A 25,140-nucleotide genomic window follows, 5' to 3' on the forward strand; every position below is an offset into this window, starting at 1 on the left:
AGTCCCATATGTTGCGTCGAACAAACCATGAATCCAGCTAAATCAGTGATTCGTCGCCGATTCGTTCCGTGTTTGGCCGGAACGTTAATTTTGAGACGCGCGAGGTCGGATGTTCTCGAGGGGGAATTCTATAAAATCAAATGAATTCAGTATGTTGAGTTCTATCGAGCACATCCAGCCGGCAAAAGGTTAACGCCACGGATCGAATCTCGCGTTCGGCAAATATCAGTGATTCAGCATGTGGTGAGATTCACTGGGAGTCAGGCTACATGTGGGGGTGAACAAAAGCTGAATCTGCCGGAGTCAGCGATTCGTAGCCGATTCGTTCCAGACTCGTTCCACCTCTTAATTTTCGCGAAAATTCAGGCTTTCGTTTCCGCGCCCAAGTGCCTATCTGTCGAAACGAACGTGCTTGCCCGGAAATTGCCGCGATAGCCGGCCAGTCGGGTCTTTCGCGACAAACCGCGCCAGAAAGGCCGCCACCGCCGCCGATGAACATTCATCCCAAACAGAATGACCCGCTCGTGCTTTCCGGCCGCGACGTGACGGCCGTGCTCGGTCCGACCAACACCGGCAAGACGCATCTGGCGATCGAGCGCATGGTGGCGCATGAAAGCGGCATCATCGGCCTGCCGCTCCGGCTGCTGGCGCGCGAGGTCTATGGCCGCGTCTGCGAAAAGGTCGGGGCGCACAAGGTCGCGCTCGTCACCGGCGAGGAAAAGATACTGCCGCCGGGAGCCAAATATTCAGTCTGCACCGTCGAGGCGATGCCGCGCGAGACCAACGCCGCCTTCGTTGCCATAGACGAGGTGCAGCTTGCCGGCGATCTCGAGCGCGGCCACATCTTCACCGACCGCATCCTGCATCTGAGGGGCCGGCAAGAAACGCTGCTGCTGGGCGCTGCCACCATGCGCGGCATTCTCGAGCGGCTGCTGCGTGGCGTTTCCGTGGTCACCCGGCCACGCCTGTCGCATCTCGCCTATGCCGGCTCCAAGAAGCTGACGCGTCTTCCCCGGCGCACGGCCATCGTCGCCTTCTCGGCCGACGAGGTCTATGCGATTGCCGAACTGATCCGGCGCCAGCGCGGCGGTGCTGCCGTCGTGCTCGGGGCGCTCAGCCCACGCACCCGCAATGCGCAGGTCGCGCTCTATCAGTCCGGCGATGTCGATTACCTGATCGCCACCGACGCCATCGGCATGGGCCTCAATCTCGATGTCGACCACGTCGCCTTCGCCCAGAACCGCAAATTCGACGGCTTTCAATTCCGCGATCTCACCGCCGCCGAGCTTGGCCAGATCGCCGGCCGGGCCGGGCGGCATCTGCGCGACGGCACCTTTGGCGTCACCGGCCAGGTCGACCCGCTCTCCGACGAGCTGATCGAGAAGATCGAGGGGCATCATTTCGACCCGGTGAAGGTGCTGCAATGGCGCACGTCGCAGTTCGATTTTGCCAGCCTCGATGCGCTGAAGCGTTCGATGGAGACGACTGCTCCGGTCGAAGGGCTGACGCGCGCCTTGCCTGCGGTCGACGCGCAGGCGCTGGAGCAATTGTCGAAGGATCCCGACATCCGTGCCCTGGTGACCAGCCGCGACCGCGTCGCGCTGTTGTGGGAGGTCTGCGCGCTGCCGGACTATCGCCGCATCGCGCCGGCGCAGCATGCCGATCTCATTTCCTCGATCTTCGTCGACATCGCCGATCGTGGCCATGTCGATGAAAATTACATGGCCGAGCAGGTGCGCCGCGCCGACTCGACCGAGGGCGATATCGACACGCTTTCGCACCGCATCGCCCAAATACGGACGTGGACCTATGTTTCCAATCGCCCTGGCTGGCTTGCCGATCCGGCCCATTGGCAGGAAAAGACGCGGGAAATCGAAGACAGATTGTCGGATGCGCTGCATGAACGGTTGACGAAACGCTTCGTAGACCGCAGGACTTCCGTCCTCATGCGCCGCCTTAGAGAAAATACAATGCTTGAAGCCGAAATAAGCCCAACCGGAACGGTCCTCGTCGAAGGCCACCATGTCGGGGAATTGCAGGGGTTCCGTTTTACCGCCGACCAGAGCGCGGCCGGTGAAGATGGCAAGGCCATCAAGGCGGCAGCGCAAAAGGCGCTCGGCGTCGAGTTCGAGACGCGCGCCGAGCGCTTCTCGGCCTGCGCCAATGGCGATCTCGCGCTGGGTTCCGACGGCACCTTGCGGTGGATCGGCGCGCCGATCGGCACGCTGGTTTCGACCGAAGACGCCCTGCGCCCACGCGTCATCCTGCTTGCCGACGAGCAGCTGACCGGCCCGGCACGCGACAAGGTCGCTGTGCGCGCCGAACGCTTCGTCAATTTCCAGATCGACACGCTGCTCAAGCCGCTGCTCGACCTGAAGAACGCCGAGCAGCTTTCCGGCATCGCGCGCGGCATCGCCTTCCAGCTCGTCGAGAATTTCGGGCTGATCAATCGCCGCGATATCGCCGACGACATCAAGACGCTCGATCAGGAAGGCCGCGCCGGCCTGCGCCGCCTCGGCGTGCGCTTCGGCGCCTACCATGTCTTCGTGCCGTCGCTGCTGAAGCCCGGTCCTGCCGGGCTGGTGACGCTCTTGTGGGCGCTGAAGAACGACGGCAAGGACAAGCCGGGCTTTGGCGATGTGGTTCACGCGCTGGCTGCCGGCCGCACCTCGGTCGTCATCGACCAGACGTTCGACAAGGCGTTCTACAAGCTTGCCGGTTTCCGCAATCTCGGCCGCCGCGCCGTGCGCGTCGACATACTTGAACGCTTGGCCGATCTCATTCGTCCCGCCCTTGCCTGGAAGGCCGGCATCGGCGCGCGGCCCGATGGCGCCTTCGACGGCAGCGCCTTCCTGGTGACGCCGGCGATGATGTCGATCCTCGGCGCCACCGCCGACGACATCGAGGAAATCCTGAAGGGCCTCGGCTACCGCGCCGAGCCGAAGCCGGCCGTCGAGGTCAAGGCCCGGCTTGAAGCGCTGGACACCGCCACGCGCGAAGCCGCCGAAAAGGCAGCCGCCGCAAAGATCGAAGCGCAGGAGGCTGCTGCAAAGGCCGTCGCCGACGAAGCCAACGCCGTGTCGGAAGATGCGAGCGCGCCGGAAGCCGAAGCCGCGACGCCGGAAGCCGAAGCAACGGTGGCTGAAGTTGTCCAGCCGGAAGGTGCGGCTGCGGAGGAGACTGCCGCCGCCGCGCCGGAAGGTGATACGGTTGCTGCGGAAACTGCCGAGGCAACGCCGGAAGTAGCAGTTGAACCCGTTGATGTTCCCACATCGGAGCCGGCGGCGGAAGAACCCGTTGCGGAAGCCGCGCCGGTGGCTTCCGAACCCGAAAACGCAGAAGCAACCCCCGCTGCAGAAACCTCTACCGAGGCTCCGCCCGCCGTCGAAGCGACAGCGCCGCAGCCCGAAACGCCGGTCGAAGAGCCCAAGCCCATTCTTTTGTGGCGGCCGGCGCGTTTCGAGCGTCATCCGCGTCCACGCCATGACAACCGCTCGCGCGCTGGTCAGGCGGAAGCGCGCGGCGCACCCGGCCAACCGCGCCGGGATGGCGAGCGTCCGGCCCGCGAAGGCGACCGGCCGGCACGCGAGCCGGGCGGCAAGGAGCGTTTCGATCGCAGCAAGTTCAAGGGCAAGTCCGGCAAGCCGAACACCGAGGGTGGACGCAACGACGGCGGCAGGCATGACCGCCGCGACGATCGCGGCGGCGGCAAGGGCGGGTTCCAGGGCAAGCCTGCATTCCAGTCCAAGCCGCGCGAGGAGCGCCCGGTGCGCGTCGATCCGGACTCGCCCTTCGCCAAGCTCGCCGCGCTGCGCGACCAGCTCAAGAAGTAGGCTGCAGGGTCGATGTCCGCCGACGGTCGTCAGCGTATCGACAAATGGCTGTTCTTTTCGCGCGCGGTGAAATCGCGTTCGCTGGGTGCGAAACTCGCCCAGGCGGGCCGCGTGCGCATCAATGGCGACAAGTCCAGCCAGGCCGCGGATTCGGTTAAGCCAGGCGATGTCCTGACGATTACGCTGGAACGGCGCATCCTCGTCTACAAGGTGCTTTCCTGCGGTTCGCGCCGTGGACCGGCGGAAGAAGCCCGGCTGCTCTACGAGGATATTTCGCCCGCACCGGCGCCGAAGGATGCTCTACTTCCCGACGCACTCGTTCCCGTCCGCGATGCCGGCAGCGGCCGCCCGACCAAGCGCCAGCGCAGGGAAACAGACCGGTTGCGCGGCGGCGATTGACGGTATCGGTTGCCACCGCGGCTTGGGTGGGGTGAAAATGCATTCCGGTGTGAGGCAATTGCGCGCAAAAGCCACCCTTGCAAGACATTGGCAAAGGCGCTACCTCACCCCATCTTAAGTTCGAAGGGGCCGTCCCGGAGCAGTAGCAGCATGACCTATGTCGTGACCGACAATTGCATCAAATGCAAATACATGGACTGTATCGAGGTCTGTCCGGTCGACTGCTTCTATGAAGGCGACAACATGCTCGTCATTCACCCCGACGAGTGCATCGACTGCGGCGTCTGCGAGCCGGAATGCCCCGCCGACGCCATCAAGCCGGACACCGAGCCGGGCTTGGACAAATGGCTTCAGATCAACGATGAATACGCATCCAAATGGCCCAACATCACGGCCAAGAAGGATGCGCCGGCCGACGCCAAGGAATTCGACGGCGTCGAGGGCAAGTTCGAGAAGTATTTTTCGGCGGAGCCTGGCGAAGGCGATTGAAGGCTAGTCCAAAAAGGGCATAGGGCGGGCGCTTTTTAAGCCTTCCGGCGGACATCTCCGGCGGTCGGGTCTTCGCGCATGCAGCAAAACCTTGATTCTTTCAACTTTTTGTGGTACCACTGCTGCAACATGCCGCTGACACGCTGTCGATTTATGGCGCAACGCCCTAATCACTGAAAGGTGAACACGAACTCCGGACCAAGGCATCTTGGGCCAGGCAAACGCTTTTGATGCGATTTGCCAGGCCCTGCTTTACCGGAGGGCGTTAGCCTGTGTGTGGCATTCCCAGTTCGGCCAGTTGGCCGTCCCATCAGGTCCGCCGGCGCTCTAGCCGGGACCGCAAAAGGAGTTCAGGGCGTAATGGCAACCACAACCCCGCAGAAGAAGCCTTCCTCAACTGGCCGCCACGGCTTCAAGACCGGCGAATACATTGTGTACCCGGCACATGGCGTCGGCCAGATCATGTCCATCGACGAGCAGGAAGTCGCGGGCCACAAGCTGGAGCTTTTCGTCATCGATTTCCAGAAGGACAAGATGCGCCTGAAGGTGCCGGTCGCCAAGGCGACCTCCATCGGCATGCGCAAGCTTTCGGAAACCGACTATGTCGACCGTGCGCTGAAAGTGCTGCAGGGCCGTGCTCGCGTGAAGCGCACCATGTGGTCGCGCCGCGCGCAGGAATATGATGCGAAGATCAATTCCGGCGACCTGATCTCGATCTCGGAAGTCGTTCGCGACCTTTTCCGCGCCGAGAACCAGCCCGAGCAGTCCTATTCCGAGCGCCAGCTCTATGAAGCAGCGCTGGACCGCATGGCCCGTGAAATCGCAGCCGTCAACCGCCTGTCGGAAACCGAAGCGGTTCGCATGATCGAGATCAACCTTGCCAAGGGCCCGAAGCGTGGCGCCAAGGCCGAGGCCGACAACGAAGAAGCCGAGCAGGAAGAAGCTGCGTAAGCAGCGGCTTTCAGGCTTTCGACATTTGAAAAACCCGGCGGAGACGCCGGGTTTTTTGTTGCCGCCATCCGGAGGCACTGAGGATCGATCGTTATTGCCCTTGCCTCATAACGGTATAGAATCCCGTCCAATCCGCTATAGGAGTGCCGGCAATGGACGAAGACGCCCTCAACATGTCGATCCGCAAATTTCTGAAGGAAGTCGGCATCACCTCGCAGCGCGAGATCGAAGCGGTAGCGCGCAACGGCAAGGCAGGCGGCAAGCTCAAGCTGCGCATGACGCTGACCGCCGAAGGCACGGACCTCAATCACGTCGTGGATGGCGAGATCCAGCTGACCTGAATCTGCTTCAAAACCACTCCGGCTTCATCGTCAGCGTCGTGTCATCCAGACTGTCGAGCAGCGCGCGCTGGGTGCGGGCCTTGGGCAGTTCGTAGGCGAAGAAGTAGCGGCAGGCGGCAAGCTTGCCTTCGAGGAAGTCCGTGTTGGCCCCGTCGGTCCTCAGCTTGCGCGAGGCGGTGAGCGCCTGGCGCAGCCACATCCACGCGACCACGACATGGCCCATCATGTCGAGATAGAGCGTCGCGTTGGCAAGGCCGCTTTCGGGGGCGCTGGCGGCCCTGCCGGCAAGTTTGCCGGTCGTGGCGACCGCCTCGCCGAGATGAGCGGCAAGATCCTCGGCGTGGGCGGCGAGGTTTTCGAAGGCGTGCGCCTGCGTCACGTCGGCCATGATCCGGGTGGCCAGCGTCTTGATGCCGGCGCCGTTGTCCTGCATCACCTTGCGGCCGAGCAGGTCGAGGCCCTGAATGCCATGCGTGCCTTCGTGGATGGCATTCAGCCGGTTGTCGCGGTAGAGGCGCTCGACCGGATAATCGCGCGTATAGCCGTAGCCGCCGAGCACCTGTATCGCATGCTTGTTGGCCTCGAGGCAGAATTCCGACGGCCATGATTTGGCAATCGGCGTCAGCAGATCGAGCAGCAATTCGGTTTCGTGGCGGGTTTCGGCATTCGGTGCCGCCTTCGTCGCATCGACCAGAAAGGCTGTGTAGAGCAGCAGCGCCAGCGCGCCCTCCACAGCGGCCTTCTGGGCGAGCAGCAGGCGCCTGACATCGGCGTGCTCGATGATCGGCACCTGGGCGCTCGACGCGTCCTTGTGGCCGGGATGGCGGCCCTGCGGGCGGTCCCTGGCGTAGACCAGCGAAGCGCGGTAGCCGGCGGCGCCAAGGGCTGCTGCCCCGAGGCCGACACCGATGCGGGCTTCGTTCATCATGTGGAACATGTAGGTCAGGCCGCGATTGGCCTCGCCGACCAGATAGCCGCGGCAGGGCGTCTTTTCGCCGAGATTGAGCGCTGCATTCGTCGTGCCGCGATAGCCCATCTTGTGGTTCAGCCCGGCAAGCTCGACGCCGTTCCTTTTGCCCCGCTTGCCGTCCTTCCTGAGCAGGTATTTCGGCACGATGAACAGCGATATGCCCTTCACGCCGGGAGGGCTGTCGGGAAGCCGCGCCAGAACCAGATGGATGATGTTTTCCGAGATTTCCTGGTCGCCGCCGGAAATCCACATCTTCTGGCCATGCAGGAGATAGCTGTCCTTGTCCGGTTCTGCCTTGGTGGTGATGTCGGAGAGGGAAGAACCCGCCTGCGGCTCCGACAGGCACATGGTGCCGAAGAAGCGCCCCTCGATCATCGGTTTCAGGAAGCGTTCCTTCTGGTCGTCCGAGCCGAAGGCCGCGATGAGGTGCGCTGCCCCGACCGTCAGGAACGGATAGGCGGCGGTGCTGACATTGGCCATCGAGAAGATGAAGCTTGCGGCGCTGCGCAGGGTTTCCGGCATCTGCGCGCCGCCCCATTCCTGATCGAAGCCCGCGCCGAAGAAGCCGGCCTCGCGGTAGGCTGCCAAAGCCTGACCCACGCGCGGGTCCATCGCCACCTTGCCGTTTTCGAAGCGCGGCTCGTCGAGATCGAGCGCTGCCGCATGCGGCAGGAAGTGATCCATGGCGATACGCTCGGCGGTGTCCAGCACCTCCTCCATGGCAGTCCGGTCGTAATCGGCAAAGCGCGGCAATGCCGCCAGGCTGGCGGTCGGCAGGGCGTCGAAAAGCTGGAAAGCAAGATCGGTGCGGTCGACGGAGATCATGGAACAATCCTTCGCGCAAGACGTTTCAAGGCCTGTAGGGCGATGTGCGGCGACTTCAACCCTCCCCGACCATCCCCGCCGAATGTCCACCCCCGGGTCGGAAGCCTCGAAGTATAGAGCAATTGCGCCGGAGTTTGGGAGTGCCCGGATGATTGAAGACAAAGCAAGGCGAACCATGATCCGGGCGGCCATGAAGGCGCCCTATCTCGAGCGTGGTGAAGAGCACGAACTTGCGCTGCGTTGGCGCGACCACCGCGACCAGGCAGCGATGCACCGCATCACCACCGCTCATATGCGCCTCGTCATCTCGATGGCGACGAAATTCCGCTATTTCGGCCTGCCGATCGGCGATCTGATCCAGGAGGGCCATGTCGGCCTTCTCGAAGCCGCAGCGCGGTTCGAGCCGGATCGCGACGTGCGTTTCTCGACCTATGCGACATGGTGGATACGCGCCTCGATGCAGGACTACATCCTGCGCAACTGGTCGATCGTGCGCGGCGGCACCAGTTCGACGCAGAAGGCGCTGTTCTTCAACCTGCGCCGGCTGCGCGCCAAGCTGGCGCAAGGCCCGGGCATGCTTTCGGGCGAGGCGCTCTACAAGGAGATTTCCACCGCCCTCGGCGTTTCGGAATCCGATGTCGCGATGATGGATTCGCGGCTTTCCGGCCCCGATACCTCGCTCAATGCCCCCCTTGTCGATGATGGCGGCGGCTCGGCCGACCGCATGGATTTCCTCGTCTCCGACGATCCCCTGCCTGATGAAGTCGTCGGCGAGGCGATCGACGATGAGCGCCGTTCGGGCTGGCTGAAGAATGCGCTTCATGTGCTGAACGAGCGCGAGCTGCGCATCATCGAGGAGCGCCGGCTTCAGGACGAGGGCGCCACCCTGGAATCGCTCGGCGAAACCCTCGGCATCTCCAAGGAACGCGTGCGGCAGATCGAAAGCCGTGCGCTGCAGAAGCTAAGGGTGGCGCTCGTCAAGGAAAGCCCGGCGTTTCTGAGCGCTTGATGCTGCGATTTTCCTTCTCCCACAAGGGGAGAAGGAAAAGCTTCTTCCCTACCGATCTGAAACGATTTTCACCTTGTCGCCGGCCGACACGGTGGCGCCGGGCGCAAGGCCGTTGAGCACCCTGAACAGGTCGAGCTTGCGGTCGACACCGATCATGCCGGCAGCCAGCGTGCCCATTGTCTGCCCGGGCTTGACGGTAACGACGCGGATGCGCAGCGGCTTCAGCGCTGCCTTTTCCGCCTCGCTGAGGACATGGAAACTGCCGCCGACCGAGCGCGCCACGGCGTCGAGCGAGTTGCCGGCCAGCGGTGCGGCCGTCAGCAGGCGATAGACCTGGCCGTTGGCGCGGATGACGGTGACGTCGAATTGCCAGCCGTCGGCCCGTGCCTGGGCGACTGCCGCCTCGTTGCCATTGATGGTCTCGGTGCGCACGCTTGAATCCACCAGCCCGGCAACCCAGCCGCTGCGCAGATAGTCGGTCAGCGACATTTTTGGCTCGATGGTCACGCCATCGAAACGGATTGCCATGTCGCCGGGTCCGGTCGCGGTGACGGCTGCCGCCGTATTGTCGATGGCAAAGCCGGCGGGGACGGAAAAGGACACGCCAAGACGCGGATGCATGAACGTGTTGCCGCGCACATAGCCTTCCTCCGGCGTATCGCCGAACAACAGGCCGTCAATGCCGGCCAGGAAGGAATCGCGATCCTTGACCCCGGTGCCGGGAGGGCCGATCAAGCGAGCATGGCGCTGCGCCAGTTCGATGCGCTGCGGCGTGTTGGGGTGGCTGGCCAGGAAGTCGAGGCTTGGATCGGTCGCGCCGCTGATCGACCGGAAATCGCTATAGGCGGCCATGGACTGCAGGAAGCGGCCAGCGGCATAAGGATCGAAGCCGGCCTGCCCGATCGCCTTGATGCCGATGGCGTCGGCTTCCAGCTCCTGGTTGCGCGAGAACTGGGCGAGCCTGAGCTTGCCGCGGATAAGCGCCACCTTGGCCGTCTGGCTTTCGCCGAGAACGTCGGTGACGACCTTGTTGGCCAGAACCTCCTCGGCTTCCTTCTGCTGGCGCTGAAGCCCATGATTGGCCGTCACATGGCCCATCTCGTGGGCGATGACGGCGGCAAGCTCGGAGGAATCGTTGGCGAGCGCCAGAAGCCCGCGCGTCACATAGAGATAGCCGCCGGGCAGCGCGAAGGCGTTGACGTTGGGCGAATTGAGGATGGTGATGCGATAGGTCTGGGTCGGGTTGGCCGACACGGTGGTCAGGCTGCCGACGACCTTGGCGACCATGCGCTCAAGCTTGGGATCGGAATATTCGCCGCCATAGGTCGCGAGAATGCGCGGATGCTGGCTCTTGGCGAGCTCGGCCAGCCGGTTGTTGCGCGAAACGCTGTCGACGGTGACCGGGTTGTCGGACGGGCGGAAAGCAGATTCCGTGATGTTGTCGCCGGTCAGCGCCTGGCAGCCGGCCAACAGCGCCAGAAAAGCCACGGCAAAGCCGAAGCGCGCTGCAGGGCGCACCGGCGAGAGCATCTCTCTGGCTGTGATCCGGCAGGTCGACAGAACGGCTTCCTTTCGTCGGGCAATGACTGCCATCAACGGCAGCCCAGTGTTACGCGGACCTAGCCATACTCTTCCTGGCAAAACAAGAATGCGGATAAGCCCCTGAAACTGCTCTGGCCGCAAATTATGTCCGCTTCCGGGCGATTCAGTCGAATCGCTACGCGCCAGCATCAAAACCAATATAGTCCCGGAACGCCGCAGGTCCATCTTTGGTGAAGAATGTAACGGTTTCACCGATTGCTGCCACCGTTCCACGGTCGAGAAACACCATGTTTCCGCCAATTCTGCGGGCATCCTCGGGCTGATGTGTCACGAAAACCACAGTCATGCCGCGTTCTGGCTGAAGCGCCTTCACCAGATCGACCATGTCCTCGCGCAGCGATGGTCCAAGCGAGGCAAAGGGCTCGTCGAGAAGCAGCACCGGACGGTCGCGCACCAGAACGCGGGCCAGCGCGACGCGCTGGCGTTCGCCGCCGGAAAGCTCGCGCGGCAGGCGTTTCGGCTTGTCGCCAAGGCCCGTGCGGTCAAGCGCTTCGGCTATGGCGGCTCGGTCGGCGTCGGTGAGGCGCAGGGCCGGTGAACGGCCGAGACCGACATTCTGCTCGACGGTCAGATGGGCGAAGAGATTATTTTCCTGAAACACCATGGAGACCGGCCGTTCCGAGGGCGGTGTAGCGGTCACGTCGGTGCCCCCGATCAGCACGCGGCCCGAGCGCGGCAATTCGAAGCCGGCTATCAAATTGAGCAAGGTCGATTTGCCGGCACCGCTTGGCCCCATCACCGTGGTGATCGAGGCCGGTTCGATCGCAAGGTCGAAATCCACCCCTGTCTCGCCATAGCTGAAAGCGACTTTATTCAGCGTGATGCTAGCGCCAGCCTTGTCCGTCATCGCGAAGCGTCCTTTCCGAGCCGGTCGGCGACAAGCATCAGCACGAGGCAGAGTAGGCCGAGCATCAAGGCAAGTCCGGCCGCATCGGCGGTACGATAGCTGCCCATGCGGGCGAGCAGAAGATAGGGCAGCGTCTGCACGGAATCGCTGCCGAACAGCGCGATAACGCCGAGATCGCCGAGCGACAGCGCCATGGCGAAAGCGAAGGCGGTGGAGAGCGGGCGGCGCAGGACGGGCCAGTCGACCAGCTTCAGGCGGTTCCAGCCGCTGATGCCGAGCTGGGCACAAAGGCGCTCGTGCCGCTCGCTGGCGGCGTCATAGGCCGGGCGTATGGCGCGTATGGCGAAGGGCATCGCCATCACCGCATTGACGGTGACGACCATGATCGGCGCGACCGCAAAAACATCGCCCGTATGGCGCAGCAGCACGAACCAGCCAGCGCCGATGACGATGGGCGGCACCACCAGCACGAAGCCGGCGCCGGTGTCGGTCATGCGCTCCAGAAAGCTCTTTTCGCCGGTCCCTCGCTGCAATGCCAGCGCGCGCCGCGCCATGATCAGCGACAGCGCCAGCATGGCCGATAGGCAGGCGGAAAGCGTTGCCAGCACGAGGCTGGTGATCGTCGCCCGCCGCACCGTGCTTTCGCCGGCGAGGCGGAAAAGATCGGCATCCAGCCCGGCGAGGACGGTCGCCAGCATCGGCCCGGCAACGAAGGCAAGTGCGGCGATGAGAGTGATCGCGTTGAATGCGGTTTCGCCATGCCCGGCGGAGATATAACGGCGTTGCGTCACCGACAGATTGGCATCGCCGGTGGTGTTCGCGCCAAGCCGCATCAGCGCGAAGACGACGGCCATGGTGAGCGCGATCTGCAGCAGCGTCAGCGCTACGGCGCGGGCGGGATCGAAGTCGAAGCGCAGCGACTGGTAGATGGCGACTTCCAGCGTGGTTGCGCGCGGACCGCCGCCCAGCGTCAGCACGATGGTGAAGGATGTGATGCACAGCATGAACACCAGACCCGCGATGCCCGGCAGGCTGGCGCGCAAGGCCGGCCATTCGATCAGGCGAAAGCTGGAGCGGGCGCCCATGCCGAGCTGGCTTGCCAGCCGCCACTGGTCGGCAGGCACCGTGTTCAGAGCTTCCAGAAAGAGGCGCGTCGCCAGCGGCAGGTTGAAGAAGACATGCGCGACCAGAATGCCCGACAGGCCGTATATGCCCGGCCAGTCGCCGCCTGAAAGGCTTGAGAACAGGCCGGAGAAATAGCCGGCGCGACCGTAGAGAGCGAGAACGCCGAGGGCCACGACGATAGCCGGCAGCGCCAGCGGCACGGCAAACAGGCGCAGGATAAGGCCGCGCCCGGGGAATGCCGGATGGCGGGAGAGGGCGCGTGCGACGAAGATCGCCGGGATGATGGACAGCGCCGTCGACAGCAGCGCCTGCCACAGCGTGAAGCGCGCGACGCGGAAGAGATAGGAATCGAAGGCTGCAATGGCGCCGGACGTGTCGCGTGCGCCTTCGAGGATCAGGCCGAGAAACGCTCCGCCAATGAGGATGGTTATCGCGGCGAGAGCGATGATGCCGGCGGCGATGCGCGAGTCTGCGGGGTGGGCGGGGTGCATCCTGTGTTTACGCCGAGCGCGCCGTTGATCTGGCAACAGGAGATGCTTGTCGAGATTTGTGTTCTACGTTGCCCCCCTCTGGCCTGCCGGCCATCTCCCCCACAGGTGGGGAGATCAGCAGCTTCGATGTTCCGCTTTTTCTGCTACGCTGACGATTGGCGAAAGCCAAGCGGCCAGCTGATCTCCCCACTTGTGGGGGAGATGGCCGGCAGGCCAGAGGGGGGCAACGTAGAGCGCTCATCTTCCGATCATTCTTTGAGTATTACTTGCTCATAACCCCCAGCCACTCGTCCACCCAGGCCTTGCGGTTGGCCGCCACGTCTTCGGCGCTGATCTGCAAGGTCTTGGCCGGCTTCACGAGCTTGTCGAAGGCGGGGTTGAGCGGCTTGTCGGTCTTGCCGGCGGGGAACATCCAGTTGGTTTCGGGAATGGCGTCCTGGAAGCCGGGGCCGGTCATGAACTCCATGAATTTCTTCGCCAGCGGGTTCTTCGCGCCGGTGCTGGTGATGCCGGCGACTTCGACCTGCAAATAGTGGCCTTCCTCGAAGGCGGCTGCCTGATACTTGTCCGTGCTTTCGGCGATCATGTGGTAGGCGGGCGAGGTTGTGTAGGACAGCACCATCGGCGCTTCGCCCTTGGTGAACAGGCCGTAGGCCTCGCTCCAGCCCGGCGTCACCGTCAACACGCGGTTCTTCAGCTTGGCCCAGGCTTCCGGCGCCTTGTCGCCATAGACCGCCTTGACCCAGAGCAGCAGGCCGAGGCCCGGCGTCGAAGTGCGCGGGTCCTGTATGGCGATCTTTTCCGAAGGATCGCCATCGACCAGTTCCTTCAGGCTCTTGGGCGGGTTCTTCAGCTTTTCGGTGTCGTAGACGACGGCGAAATAGCCGTAGTCGAATGGCACGAACGTATCGTCCGTCCAGCCGCCGGGCACCTTGATGCTGGCGAGGTCGATGCCGGATGGCGAAAACAGGCCGGTGGCCTTGGCCTCGGCGGTCAGGTTGGTGTCGAGGCCGAGCACGACATCGGCCTTGGTCGAAGCGCCTTCCAGCTTGACGCGGTTGAGCAGCGCCACGCCGTCGGCCACCGAGACGAACTCGACATCGCAGCCGCATTCAGCCTCGAAGGCCTTTTCCACCTGCGGGCCGGGGCCCCATTCGGCGGTGAAGCTTTCATAGGTGTAGACGGTGAGTTTTTCAGCGGCGAGCGCGGGCAGGGCGGCGGCCACGGCAAGGGTGGAAACGAGCGAGAATAGCAGCGTGCGCATCGGCGCCTCCTTCATATCTGTTGAAAGGGAATTTGAAGCGCCGGGCGTCCGAAGCATCTAATCCCTCCGCCGGTACAAACCGGATCAGGTTCAGCGGGTTGGCCAGGTTTCCCCTTTGCCTCTCAGCCGGCTCACGAAAAATCGTGTCCAGCACCCCGTTAGAGCGGGATCAGACATAGGACCAAGCGAAGGAGCGCGCAAGCGGTAGTTTCGGGCTGCGCGGCGCATTGGCGGCTTCCCGTATGGCCGCGCGGCGTGATAGAGGCGAGCCACCATGAGCCGATTTTTCATCCTGCTTGGCGGCGAACTCGTCCGCACGCCCCGCATCGACGCGCAACTCGAAGGCAGCCGCATCATCGCGGCCGATGCCGGCATCGGCCATGCGGCGATGCTTGGCGTGACGCCGGAGCTGTGGGTCGGCGATTTCGACTCCGTGCCCGAAAACCTGCCCGAAAGCTACGCGGCGATACCGCGCGAGACCTTTCCGGCGGAAAAGGACAATACCGACGGCGAACTGGCGATTGCGGCAGCGCTCAAGCGTGGCGCGACCTCGCTGGTGCTGGCCGGCGCCTTCGGCGGCCCGCGCGCCGACCATGCCTTCCTGCATCTGGCGCTGGCCTTGCGGCTCGCCGAACAAGGCACGCCGACGGTGCTGACCAGTGGCGCGCAGGAGGGGCACCCGCTGCTGCCCGGCACGACCGATTTCGACTATGCCGACGGCATGCTGTTTTCGGTGCTCGGCTTTTCCGAGCTTTCGGGCCTCACCGAACAGGGCGCGAAGTGGCCGCTCGACAATGTCGAGGTCGCCTTCGGCTCGTCGCTGACGCTCTCCAACGAGGTGCGCGGCAGCCTGCGCATCACGCTCGAACGTGGCCGTGCGCTGCTGCTCGCCCATCCTTATCCTCTCCCGGAACACTGAACAGACATGGCGCCACCGCTTCTCAATCTCGACGGCATCCGGCTGACTTTTGGCGGCACGCCGCTGCTCGACGGCGCGGCGCTCTCGGCCTCGGCGGGCGAGCGCATCGCGCTGGTCGGCCGCAACGGCTCGGGCAAGTCGACGCTGCTCAAGATCGCCGCCGGCATCATCGAGCCGCAGGACGGCGAGGTTTTCCGCCAGCCTTCCGCGACCATCCGCTATCTGCCGCAGATGCCCGACATGGAGGGTTTTGCGAGCGTGCGCGCCTATGTCGAGGCGGGCCTTGGGCCGGCTGACGATCCCTACCGTGCCACCTACCTGATGGAACATCTGGGGCTGACCGGCGAGGAACGTCCCGACGATCTTTCCGGCGGCGAAGCGCGCCGCGCTGCCCTTGCCCGCGTCATGGCGCCGGAGCCCGACATCCTGTTGCTCGACGAGCCGACCAACCATCTCGACCTGCAGGTGATCGAATGGCTGGAAGACGAGCTCAACCGCTCGTCCTCGGCGCTGGTCGTCATTTCGCATGACCGGCGTTTTCTCGAGCGTGTTTCGCGCGCCACCGTCTGGCTCGATCGCGGCCAGACGCGCAAGCTCGACAAGGGGTTCGCGCATTTCGAGGAATGGCGCGACACGATCCTTGAGGAAGAAGAGCGCGAACAGCACAAGCTCGGCCGCCAGATCGTGCGCGAGGAGCATTGGCTGCGCTATGGCGTCACCGCGCGACGCAAGCGCAACATGCGCCGGCTGGGCGAACTCCAGACGATGCGCCAGCGCTTTCGCGGCCACCGGGGAGCGGAAGGTGTCGCGACCATGGTGGCCAGCGATGCCGCCGAATCCGGCAAGCTGGTCATCGAGGCCAAAAACATCGAGAAGAGTTTTGGCGACCTCACCGTGGTCAAGGGGTTTTCGACGCGCATCCAGCGCGGCGACCGCATCGGCCTTGTTGGGCCGAACGGCGCCGGCAAGACGACGCTGCTGAAGATGCTGACCGGTGAGTTGCAGCCGGATTCCGGCTCGGTGCGGCTCGGCACCAATCTGGAGATCGCCACCCTCGACCAGAAGCGCGAGGCGGTCGATCCGCAGGAGACGCTTGGGCATTATCTCACTGACGGGCGTGGCGACAACCTCGTCATCAATGGCGAGGAACGCCACGTCGTCTCCTACATGAAAGATTTCCTGTTCAAGCCGGAGCAGGCACGCACGCCGGTGCGCGAGCTTTCCGGCGGCGAGCGGGCGCGGCTTATATTGGCGCGGGTTCTGGCGCGACCGGCGAACCTGCTGGTGCTCGACGAGCCGACCAACGATCTCGACATGGAAACGCTGGAGCTATTGCAGGAGCTGGTCGCCGGTTTTGCCGGCACGGTCATCCTCGTCAGCCACGATCGCGACTTCCTCGATCGCACCGTCACCAGCATTATCGCGCCGGACGGCGAGGGGCGCTGGATAGAATATGCCGGCGGCTATGCCGATATGCTGGCCCAGCGCGGCGGCACGCGGCTGAACGATCGCCGTGCCGTGCAGAAGCAGGCCGGCGATGCACCGCGCGCCGAGAGCACGCCGGAAGCGCCGAAGGGACCGGCGAAGAAACTGTCCTTCAAGCAGAAATTCGCGCTGGAAAGCCTGCCGGGAAAGATGGCTGCGGTGTCTGCCTCAATCTCGACGCTGGAAAACAACATCGCCGATCCTGCCTTCTACGAACGCGACCCGAAGGGGTTCCAGAAAACCATCGCCGCCCTCGATAAGGAGCGCGCGACGCTGGTTTCGATGGAAGAGGAATGGCTTGAGCTCGAGATGCTGAGGGAAGAGTTGGAGGGGTGAGGAGCGGTCGGCCGCAAGGCCGATCAATCGACAACGATTTGTCGATTGAAGCGACGAACGGTGAGAGCCCGGTCTGCGAAGCAGATTGAAACGTCCAGTGGACGTTTCAAAGGGCATCGAACGCCCGAAGGGCCGAAGAGTCCTAGCGGAGGGCCGGGAGGCGTTTCATCGAGGAGCGCTGTGCACCTGCGACGCCCGCGATTGTCTTCCTGATTAAAGGTTCGCGCTGCCCCTCATCCGCCTGCCGGCACCTTCTCCCCGTATAGTAACGGGGAGAAGAAGCGCTGCCGCGACCTCGCCGCTTTTTCCTTCTCCCCGTTCACGGGGAGAAGGTGGCCCGAAGGGTCGGATGAGGGGCAGCGCGAACCTCGACGACGAGTCAAGCCGTCCTCAAGCCGAGAAAAAGTCTGACGCCATCACCCGCTGCGGGCGGCGTCCCAGGCTTTCATGGCGTCGTCGAAGGCCTTCTGGCCCGGAATGCCCTTTTCCATGGTGAACAGGGCGCGGCGGCCGGATTTGTAGACGATCGGCACGTCGATCCAGCTCTGGCGGCGCAGCAGGGCCATGTTGGCGTCCATCTCCTGCTTGCCGTCGTTGAGCGCGACGAGGAAGAAGCCGTCGGCGATCTTGGCCGGAATGCCGATCAGCGGGCTGCCGGCTTCCTGTTCAGATCCTTTCATCGACACGCGCAGGATGTTCTCGATGCCGCCGCCCTCGAAGCCGTCGGGCGTCAGGAAGATGACCTCGATGATGTGGCTTGCCGGCAGGGTCTGGTCCGCGTTGCGGCGGATGGTCATGCGCAGTTGCAGATCCTTGCCGGGAATGGTCGCTTCGGCGCGGATCGCCGGCTCGGGAGGCAGGTCGCCGCCCGGCGATTCCTGCACCACCGACCAGACGATGCTGCCCGGTTCGGCCGAGCCCTCGGCTACGTTGGTGCGTTCCTCGTAGAAGATCGCGCGCTGGCCGACGGCAACGCCGGGCTGGGCAGCCGGCGCGCCGGGAGCGGCAGGTGTCTGGCCCTGCGCGGCAGGCGGCGCTGCCGGGTCCGTGGTTGCGCCGGGTGCTGCGGGGGCAGGCGTCTCCGGCGGCTGGGTAACGGCGGCGACGGAGGTTCCCTCGCCGATGGCGGCAGGTCCGCCGGCGGGGCCGGGATCGATCTCGGAGCCATCGGCGTTCAGGCGCTGGGTGAATTTGGGCTCGCTGTCCGTGCCGCCATTTGCTGGAGGCGGTGCCGCGGGCGAGGGTTGCTCCCCGGCCGGCGGATTGGCAGCGGTGTTGGTCTCGGGCTTTGCCGGGCTCGTTGCCGGTGGTGTCACCGAAGGCGTCGTCGTCGCCGTCTTGCTTCCGTTCATGCCGAACAGGCTGACGAAGGCATCCTTGTTGAGCCAGACGCCGTAGCCGCCACCAGCGATCACGGCAAGGGCGATCACAGCCGCTATGAGCCCGCCATAGCCGCGCTTGCGGGTTTCGTTTTCCCGCTCGTCGGTTTGAATGTCGTCGTCGTCATTTTCCGGGCCGAACACGTCTTCCCGGACAGGGGCTTCGCTTCGGGCGGGTGCAGCGGTGGGAGGCGGCGCCACGACCGGCGTGGTTTTTGGCCACAATTCACCCTTGGGGGCAGGCTCGGCCTTGGGTTCCATTCTGGGCGCAGGGTCGAATGCAGCCGGTGCGGGCGCTGCCGGCACGGGTGGCTTCGGCGCGCTGTCTGCCTTGAATGTGTTGTCGAAACGCGGCTTTGGCGGCTCGGTCTTCTGGCGCTCGATCGAGGCGAAGACGTTTTCCAGCTCTTCCAGCGGGTCGCTGGAGATCTTCGGGCCGGGACGCGGCGGATATTCCTTCTCCACCGCCTCGATGGCATCTTCCAGCGCGCGCTTCTGGCGGTCGACGACGGCCTGCGGCGGCGGCGGGTTTATTGCCGCGAGCTTCGCCGCGATTGTTCCGCGGGCCTTGTCGTAGACCTTCTGGCGCAGTTCGGGCGTAGCTTCGCTCAACCCATCCAGCGTCTTTTTCAGAACCGCAACGAAATCTGCCATGCTTTGTCGACCTGTGGTTTCCTTCCCGCCTTGCCGCAAAGCGGCGGGAAGGGGCAAAATTAGTCTTGAAAGGGATCGGTCACAAGTATTGTGTCGTCCCGCTCAGGGCTGGTTGAAAGAAGCGCCACCGGCGCACCGATCAGTTCTTCTATATAACGAACATACTTAACAGCCTGTGCCGGAAGATCGTTCCAGCTGCGTGCGCCGGCTGTGGTTCCCTTCCAGCCTTCCAGCGTTTCGTAGACCGGCACGACGCGCGCCTGCGCGCCCTGGCTCGCCGGCAGATAGTCGATCGCCTCGCCGTCCAGCGTGTAGCCGGTGCAGACCTTGATCTCGTCGAGGCCGTCGAGCACGTCGAGCTTGGTCAGCGCGATGCCGTTGATGCCGTTGACGGCAACCGCCTGGCGCACCAGCACGGCGTCGAACCAGCCGCAGCGGCGCTTGCGCCCGGTGACGGTGCCGAATTCATGGCCTTTCGTGCCGAGGAATTCGCCGACTTCATTGTCCTGCTCGGTCGGAAACGGGCCTTCGCCGACGCGGGTCGTGTAGGCCTTGGTGATGCCGAGCACATAGCCGATCGCGCCCGGGCCGACGCCCGAGCCGGGCGATGCCTGGCCGGCAACGGTGTTGGACGAGGTGACGAAAGGATAGGTGCCGTGGTCGATATCGAGCAGCGTGCCCTGCGCGCCTTCGAACAGGATGCGCGCGCCGGCGCGGCGCTTGTCGTCGAGGATTTTCCACACCCGGTCCATATAGGGCAGGATCGCGTCGGCAACGGAAGTCAGCTCCTGCATGATCGTCTCATGCGCAACCTCGGGGTGACCGAGCCCGCGGCGCAGCGCATTGTGATGCGTCAGCAGCCGGTCGACCTTCAGGGGCAGTGTATCCAAATCAGCCAAGTCCATCACCCGCACGGCGCGGCGGCCGACCTTGTCTTCATAGGCAGGGCCGATGCCGCGGCGGGTCGTTCCGATTTTCGTTCCGGAATTGGAGGCCGCGTCTTCGCGGAATCCGTCGAGTTCCCGGTGGAGGGAAAGAATAAGCGCCGTGTTTTCGGCTATTTTCAGGCGTTCGGGCGTTACTTCCACGCCCAATGCGCGCAATTTCTCCGCTTCGGCGACGAAGGCGTGTGGATCGAAGACCACGCCGTTGCCGATGACCGAGAGCTTGCCGTCGCGCACGATGCCGGAAGGAAGCAGCGACAGCTTGTAGACCTTGCCGTCGACGACGAGCGTGTGGCCGGCATTGTGGCCGCCCTGGAATCGCACCACGACATCGGCGCGTTCCGACAGCCAGTCGACGATCTTGCCCTTGCCTTCGTCGCCCCATTGCGAGCCGACGACAACCACATTGGCCATGTTTTCTTCCCTTCCAGCGCCGCGAAGCAGGCGGCGAACACGTAAAAATGACAGGCCTCTATAGCGTCAAGCGTTTTGGAAGGCGACCATTCTTTGCACGGTTTCTCGGTAGTTGTGGGTAATCAGGCACAACAATTTCCGCGTTTGGCGCTGTTTACCTGAACTTGCATCCATTCTACGCCGGTGTATCGCGTCCACCGCCGGAAATCCCATGCATAGAAACGCCTATCTGCTGCTTGTGCTCACCGCCCTGTTCTGGGGCGCCAATGCGGTGGCGGGAAAGCTGGCGGTCGGCCACGTCTCGCCGATGCTGCTCACCACCATGCGCTGGGGGCTGGCGATGGCGATTCTTCTGTTCATCGGCTGGTCGCGGCTGAGAAATGACTGGCCGGTGGTTCGCCGGCATCTGTGGCTGCTGGTAGCACTGGGCGGGCTCGGCTTCACCGTATTCAACATGGCCCTCTACACGGCGCTGATCCACACCACTGCGATCAATGCCAGCATCGAGCAGGCGGGTACGCCGATGGTTATCTTCGCCGCCAACTTCCTGCTGTTTCGCCTGCGCGTCACCTGGGCGCAGATCGTCGGGTTCCTGCTGTCGATGGCAGGAGTGATCCTGACCGCCACCCATGGACGGCCCCTTGGGTTGCTCGGGCTCGAGGTGAATATCGGCGACGCGCTGATGCTGGTCGCGGTGCTTGTCTACGCCATCTACACGGTGATGCTGCGCTTCAAGCCGGCAATCCACTGGCAGAGCCTGATGATCATGCTGACGGGCGCGGCCTTCGTCACCAGCATTCCGGCCACGGCTGCCGAGTTCTGGACCGGCAGCATGATCGTCCCCGATGCGCGGGGCTGGGGGATCGTCCTCTTTACCGTGCTGTTTCCCTCAGTGCTGGCGCAGGCGTTCTACATCAGGGGCGTGGAACTGATCGGCGCAAATCGCGCTGGACTGTTTTTCAACCTGGTGCCGATCTTCGGCATGCTCCTGTCGGTTGTCCTGCTCGGCGAGGATTTTCACCTCTATCACGCGGTCGCCATGGTGCTGGTGCTCGGTGGCATCTGGCTTGCAGAATATGGCGGGCGGAAGATGGCAGGTTGAATGTGTGGACCCGCATCGCCAAATTTGCTATCATGATAGCAAAGGAGAGCCGCGATGGCGCAATTGCTGGTCAGGCAGATCGATGACGACGTAAAGCAGCGCCTTCAGGAGCGCGCGGCGAAGCATGGCGTCAGCATGGAGGAAGAGGTCCGCATGATCCTGCGGGCGACCGTGCTGAAGGATGATGGGCAGGAGTTTGGCCTGGGGAGCAGGATAGCCGAATTGTTTCGCGACATCCCCGACAATGACGAGCCGCTGCCGGAATTTCCTCGTCAACCGTTCAAGCCGGTCGATTTCGGCGAATGATCGTTCTGGATACGAATGTGATTTCGGCGCTTATGCGACCGGACATGAACTCTGCAGTGGTATCCTGGCTCGATCGTCAAACGTCGACCATCGTCTGGATAACCGCCATAAGTGTCCTTGAGATACGATCGGGACTGTTTCTTTTGCCAGACGGCAGGCGCAAGAACGGCCTCTTGGAGCGGTTCGATCAGTTTTTGCGAGATGAGATAGTAGGTCGCGTTCTGCCGTTTGACCGAAATGCTGCCGAAGCCGCTTCGATTTTAAGCGCCGCGCGGATCGCCGTTGGTCGCAACATCGACAGGATGGATACGCAGATCGCAGGTATTGTCGTTTCAAGGCGAGCAGTTTTGGCCACGCGCAATATCAAGGTCTTCAACGATCTCGATATTTCGCTGGTCAATCCCTGGCAGGATTGAAAAAGGCGCCGGTCACCCGGCGCCTTTCTTTAATCGAACAGCGGATAATCCGTTATCAAATACCGTTGACGTCGAACTGCAGCGGTTTGGCTGAGTCGATCGACGGGTTGGCGCGGACTTCGGCCAGCGCCTTTTCCGGGAAGGGCGCGTCGAGATAGAGCAGCGCGATGGCATCGCCGCCGGGCCGGTTGCGGCCGAGCTGGAAGTTGGCGATGTTGACGTTGTTCTTGCCGCACAGCGTGCCGAGCAGGCCGATGATGCCCGGCGCGTCGGCATTGGTCGTGTAGAGCATGTGCTGGCCGACCTCGGCGTCGAGATTGATGCCCTTGATCTGGATGAAGCGCGGCTTGTGATCGGAGAAGCAGGTGCCGGCGATGGAACGCTCCTGCTTTTCGGTCTTCACCGTCAGCTTGATATAGCCGTCGAACACGCCCGACTTGTCGCGCTTGACCTCGGCGACGATGATGCCGCGTTCCTTCACCATGATCGGGGCCGACACCATGTTGACGTCGGAAACCTGCGGCCGGATCAGGCCGGCGAGGGCAGCGCTGATCAGCGCGCGGGTGTTCATCGTCGCGGTGGCGCCGTCGAACAGGATCTCGACTTCCTTGATCGGATCTTCGGTGACCTGGCCGACAAAGGCGCCGAGCACTTCTGCAAGCTTGACGAACGGCTTCAGGCGCGGGGCTTCTTCCGCGGTGATCGACGGCATGTTGATGGCGTTCGATACCGCGCCCTTGACGAGGTAATCCGACATCTGCTCGGCCACCTGCAGCGCGACGTTTTCCTGCGCCTCGCTGGTCGATGCGCCGAGATGCGGGGTGGTGACGACGTTTTCCATGCCGAACAGTGCGTTTTCGGTCGCCGGTTCGGTCTCGAACACGTCAATGCCGGCGCCCGCGACCTTGCCGCTCTTGAGTGCTGCAATGAGGTCTGCCTCGACGATCAGGCCGCCGCGCGCGCAGTTGATGATGCGCACGCCGTCCTTCATCTTGGAGATGGCTTCGGCATTGATGATGCCGCGCGTCTTGTCGGTCATCGGCGTATGCAGCGTGATGAAGTCGGCGCGCTTGAAAAGCTCTTCAAGCTCGACCTTTTCGACGCCCAGCTCTTCGGCGCGGCCTTCCGACAGGAAGGGGTCGAAGGCTACGACATGCATCTTCAGGCCGACGCCGCGCGTCGCCACGATCGAGCCGATATTGCCGCAGCCGATGACGCCCAGCGTCTTCGAGGTGATCTCGACGCCCATGAAGCGGTTCTTCTCCCACTTGCCGGCGTGGGTCGAAGCGTTGGCTTCCGGGATCTGGCGGGCCAGCGCGAACATCAGCGCGACGGCGTGCTCGGCAGTGGTGATGGAATTGCCGAAAGGCGTGTTCATCACGATGATGCCTCGGCGCGAGGCAGCCGGGATATCGACATTGTCGACGCCGATGCCGGCGCGGCCGATGACCTTGAGATTGGTCGCGGCCGCGATCAGCTTTTCGGTGACTTTCGTCGCCGAGCGGATGGCGAGGCCGTCATACTGGCCGATGACTTCGAGCAGCTTTTCCTTGTCCTTGCCGAGATCGGGCAGGTAGTCCACTTCGACGCCGCGATCCTTGAAGATCTGGACTGCGGTGGGGGAGAGTTTGTCGGATACGAGAACGCGAGGCATGGGTTTGATCCTTGGCGGTTCTTACCCTCCTTGTGCGGAGGGTGGTCGCGGAGCGACCGGGTGGGATAAAATCATCTGATGATGGAGTGGAGGCAGCACCCCCACCCCGGACCTGCGGTCCGACCCTCCCCGCAAGGGGGAGGGTAAAGCACTCAGGCAGCCGCCTTCAGCGATGCCTTGGCCGTTGCAAAAGCCCAGTCGAGCCATGGCGTCAGCGCCTGGAGGTCGGACGCTTCGACGGTGGCGCCGCACCAGATGCGCAGGCCGGGAGGGGCGTCGCGGTAGCTGGCGATGTCGTAGGCGACCTTTTCCGCTTCCAGAAGCCCGATGAAGGCCTTCACGAAAGCCTGCTGGCCGGCGTCGTCTAGGCCCGAAACCGCCGGGTCGACGAAGCGCAGGCAGACCGACGTGTTCGACCGCGTCGCTTCGTCAGTGGCGAGGAATGCCACTGCCGGATTGTTCGCAACCCAGTCGGCCAGCACCTTGGCGTTGGCGTCGGCGCGGGCGATCAGAGCATCGAGCCCGCCGATGGACTTCGCCCAGTCGAGCGCGTCGAGGTAATCTTCAACCGCCAGCATCGACGGGGTGTTGATGGTCTCGCCCTTGAAGATGCCTTCGATCAGCTTGCCGCCGGAGGTCAGGCGGAAAATCTTCGGCAGCGGCCAGGCCGGCTTGTAGCTTTCGAGCCGTGCAACGGCGCGGGGGCTCAGGATCAGCATGCCGTGGCCGCCTTCGCCGCCCAGCACCTTCTGCCAGGAGAAGGTGACGACATCGAGCTTGTCGAAATCGAGCTTCTGCGCAAACGCTGCCGAGGTGGCGTCGCAGATGGTCAGGCCCTTGCGGTCTGCCGGGATGAAATCGCCATTGGCGACGCGCACGCCCGAGGTCGTGCCGTTCCAGGTGAAGACCACGTCGCGGTCGAAATCGACTGCTGCGAGATCGGGCAGCGCGCCATAGGGCGCGTCGAAGGTGCGGACGTCGGGCAGCTTGAGCTGCTTGACCACGTCGGTCACCCAGCCGGCGCCGAAGCTCTCCCAGGCGACCATGTCGACGCCGCGCTCGCCGAGCAGCGACCATAGCGCCATCTCGACCGCGCCGGTGTCGGACGCCGGCACGATGCCGATGCGATAGTCGGCGGGGACCTGAAGAACTTCGCGGGTAAGGTCGATGGCGCGGGCAAGCTTGGCCTTGCCGATCTTGGCGCGGTGCGAACGGCCAAGGGCCGCATCGCGGAGGCCTTCAAGAGACCAGCCGGGGCGTTTTGCGCAGGGACCTGAGGAGAAATTGGGGTTTGCCGGACGGAGTCCTGGCGCGGAAAGCGTCGTCATCGTGGTTCTATCCTTCCAGATAGCTGGCCCCTCGTTGGGGAGGGGTGGCCCACGGCG

General features: G+C 63.7%; 20 protein-coding genes and 1 riboswitch. Of the genes, 11 read left to right on the plus strand and 9 right to left on the minus strand.

Going from position 1 to position 25,140, the window contains the following annotated elements; translation table 11 throughout:
• The first annotated feature begins 491 nt into the window (after positions 1 to 491).
• The 5 genes from G6N74_RS14020 to G6N74_RS14040 all read left to right on the plus strand — a co-directional run bounded on the left by G6N74_RS14020 (position 492) and on the right by G6N74_RS14040 (position 6,013).
• Entirely contained in the window at positions 492 to 3,833 is a 3,342-nt protein-coding gene (locus tag G6N74_RS14020) for a helicase-related protein (RefSeq protein ID WP_165118312.1), read from the plus strand.
• 12 nt (positions 3,834 to 3,845) lie between these two features.
• Complete coding sequence (locus G6N74_RS14025) at positions 3,846 to 4,232, plus strand: RNA-binding S4 domain-containing protein (protein ID WP_165118314.1); 387 nt, start codon at positions 3,846 to 3,848, stop codon at positions 4,230 to 4,232.
• Between the two features lie 150 nt (positions 4,233 to 4,382).
• Complete coding sequence (fdxA, locus tag G6N74_RS14030) at positions 4,383 to 4,721, plus strand: ferredoxin FdxA (RefSeq protein ID WP_091909217.1); 339 nt, start codon at positions 4,383 to 4,385, stop codon at positions 4,719 to 4,721.
• A gap of 360 nt (positions 4,722 to 5,081) precedes the next feature.
• Positions 5,082 to 5,672 (plus strand): CarD family transcriptional regulator, encoded by a 591-nt coding sequence (locus tag G6N74_RS14035; RefSeq protein ID WP_165118316.1) that lies wholly within the window; start codon positions 5,082 to 5,084, stop codon positions 5,670 to 5,672.
• A 152-nt stretch (positions 5,673 to 5,824) separates the two neighbouring features.
• On the plus strand, positions 5,825 to 6,013 hold the full coding sequence (locus G6N74_RS14040; RefSeq protein ID WP_165118318.1) for a DUF6494 family protein: 189 nt from the start codon (positions 5,825 to 5,827) through the stop codon (positions 6,011 to 6,013).
• Positions 6,014 to 6,020: 7 nt separating this feature from the next.
• On the opposite strand, the gene G6N74_RS14045 is transcribed toward G6N74_RS14040, so the two are convergent.
• Complete coding sequence (locus G6N74_RS14045; RefSeq protein ID WP_165118320.1) at positions 6,021 to 7,808, minus strand: acyl-CoA dehydrogenase family protein; 1,788 nt, start codon at positions 7,806 to 7,808, stop codon at positions 6,021 to 6,023.
• A gap of 148 nt (positions 7,809 to 7,956) precedes the next feature.
• Between G6N74_RS14045 and G6N74_RS14050 the strand changes: the two genes are divergently transcribed.
• Entirely contained in the window at positions 7,957 to 8,817 is an 861-nt protein-coding gene (locus G6N74_RS14050; RefSeq protein ID WP_119814640.1) for an RNA polymerase factor sigma-32, read from the plus strand.
• 48 nt (positions 8,818 to 8,865) lie between these two features.
• Here G6N74_RS14050 and G6N74_RS14055 read toward each other — a convergent pair whose 3' ends face one another.
• The 4 genes from G6N74_RS14055 to thiB all read right to left on the minus strand — a co-directional run bounded on the left by G6N74_RS14055 (position 8,866) and on the right by thiB (position 14,146).
• Positions 8,866 to 10,347, minus strand: a complete 1,482-nt coding sequence (locus G6N74_RS14055; protein WP_165118857.1) for a M48 family metalloprotease — start codon at positions 10,345 to 10,347, stop codon at positions 8,866 to 8,868.
• A 187-nt stretch (positions 10,348 to 10,534) separates the two neighbouring features.
• Positions 10,535 to 11,266 carry a thiamine ABC transporter ATP-binding protein gene (gene thiQ / locus G6N74_RS14060; protein WP_165118322.1) on the minus strand — a complete coding sequence of 244 codons (732 nt, stop codon included), beginning with the start codon at positions 11,264 to 11,266 and terminating at the stop codon, positions 10,535 to 10,537.
• Positions 11,263 to 12,882, minus strand: a complete 1,620-nt coding sequence (gene thiP / locus G6N74_RS14065) for a thiamine/thiamine pyrophosphate ABC transporter permease (RefSeq protein WP_165118324.1) — start codon at positions 12,880 to 12,882, stop codon at positions 11,263 to 11,265. The genes thiQ and thiP overlap by 4 nt, the downstream gene beginning before the upstream one ends.
• Positions 12,883 to 13,144: 262 nt before the next feature.
• Positions 13,145 to 14,146 carry a thiamine ABC transporter substrate binding subunit gene (gene thiB / locus G6N74_RS14070; protein ID WP_165118326.1) on the minus strand — a complete coding sequence of 334 codons (1,002 nt, stop codon included), beginning with the start codon at positions 14,144 to 14,146 and terminating at the stop codon, positions 13,145 to 13,147.
• Between the two features lie 44 nt (positions 14,147 to 14,190).
• Positions 14,191 to 14,314: riboswitch (TPP riboswitch) on the minus strand.
• Between the two features lie 106 nt (positions 14,315 to 14,420).
• On the opposite strand from thiB, the gene G6N74_RS14075 reads away from it, so the two are divergent.
• Positions 14,421 to 15,065 carry a thiamine diphosphokinase gene (locus G6N74_RS14075; protein ID WP_165118328.1) on the plus strand — a complete coding sequence of 215 codons (645 nt, stop codon included), beginning with the start codon at positions 14,421 to 14,423 and terminating at the stop codon, positions 15,063 to 15,065.
• Between the two features lie 6 nt (positions 15,066 to 15,071).
• On the plus strand, positions 15,072 to 16,886 hold the full coding sequence (locus G6N74_RS14080; protein ID WP_165118330.1) for an ABC-F family ATP-binding cassette domain-containing protein: 1,815 nt from the start codon (positions 15,072 to 15,074) through the stop codon (positions 16,884 to 16,886).
• A 416-nt stretch (positions 16,887 to 17,302) separates the two neighbouring features.
• On the opposite strand, the gene G6N74_RS14085 is transcribed toward G6N74_RS14080, so the two are convergent.
• Together G6N74_RS14085 and G6N74_RS14090 are read right to left on the minus strand one after the other, a co-directional pair.
• Positions 17,303 to 18,919: a hypothetical protein gene (locus tag G6N74_RS14085; protein WP_165118332.1), complete on the minus strand. Its 1,617-nt coding sequence runs from the start codon at positions 18,917 to 18,919 to the stop codon at positions 17,303 to 17,305.
• A 59-nt stretch (positions 18,920 to 18,978) separates the two neighbouring features.
• Positions 18,979 to 20,277 carry an adenylosuccinate synthase gene (locus G6N74_RS14090; RefSeq protein ID WP_165118334.1) on the minus strand — a complete coding sequence of 433 codons (1,299 nt, stop codon included), beginning with the start codon at positions 20,275 to 20,277 and terminating at the stop codon, positions 18,979 to 18,981.
• A gap of 211 nt (positions 20,278 to 20,488) precedes the next feature.
• On the opposite strand from G6N74_RS14090, the gene G6N74_RS14095 reads away from it, so the two are divergent.
• From G6N74_RS14095 to G6N74_RS14105, 3 genes are read left to right on the plus strand one after another with little or no spacing between them, the layout of a single operon-like run.
• Positions 20,489 to 21,379 carry a DMT family transporter gene (locus G6N74_RS14095; RefSeq protein ID WP_165118336.1) on the plus strand — a complete coding sequence of 297 codons (891 nt, stop codon included), beginning with the start codon at positions 20,489 to 20,491 and terminating at the stop codon, positions 21,377 to 21,379.
• A gap of 54 nt (positions 21,380 to 21,433) precedes the next feature.
• On the plus strand, positions 21,434 to 21,685 hold the full coding sequence (locus G6N74_RS14100; RefSeq protein ID WP_165118338.1) for a FitA-like ribbon-helix-helix domain-containing protein: 252 nt from the start codon (positions 21,434 to 21,436) through the stop codon (positions 21,683 to 21,685).
• Positions 21,682 to 22,101, plus strand: coding sequence for a type II toxin-antitoxin system VapC family toxin (locus tag G6N74_RS14105; RefSeq protein ID WP_165118340.1), 420 nt, complete (start codon positions 21,682 to 21,684; stop codon positions 22,099 to 22,101). Before G6N74_RS14100 ends, G6N74_RS14105 begins: the two co-directional genes overlap by 4 nt.
• A gap of 55 nt (positions 22,102 to 22,156) precedes the next feature.
• On the opposite strand, the gene serA is transcribed toward G6N74_RS14105, so the two are convergent.
• Together serA and G6N74_RS14115 are read right to left on the minus strand one after the other, a co-directional pair.
• Positions 22,157 to 23,755 (minus strand): phosphoglycerate dehydrogenase, encoded by a 1,599-nt coding sequence (gene serA / locus G6N74_RS14110; RefSeq protein WP_165118342.1) that lies wholly within the window; start codon positions 23,753 to 23,755, stop codon positions 22,157 to 22,159.
• 152 nt (positions 23,756 to 23,907) lie between these two features.
• Entirely contained in the window at positions 23,908 to 25,083 is a 1,176-nt protein-coding gene (locus G6N74_RS14115; RefSeq protein WP_165118344.1) for a phosphoserine transaminase, read from the minus strand.
• Positions 25,084 to 25,140 lie beyond the last annotated feature (57 nt).

This window comes from Mesorhizobium zhangyense, from assembly GCF_011045115.1.
GTDB lineage: Bacteria > Pseudomonadota > Alphaproteobacteria > Rhizobiales > Rhizobiaceae > Mesorhizobium_M > Mesorhizobium_M zhangyense.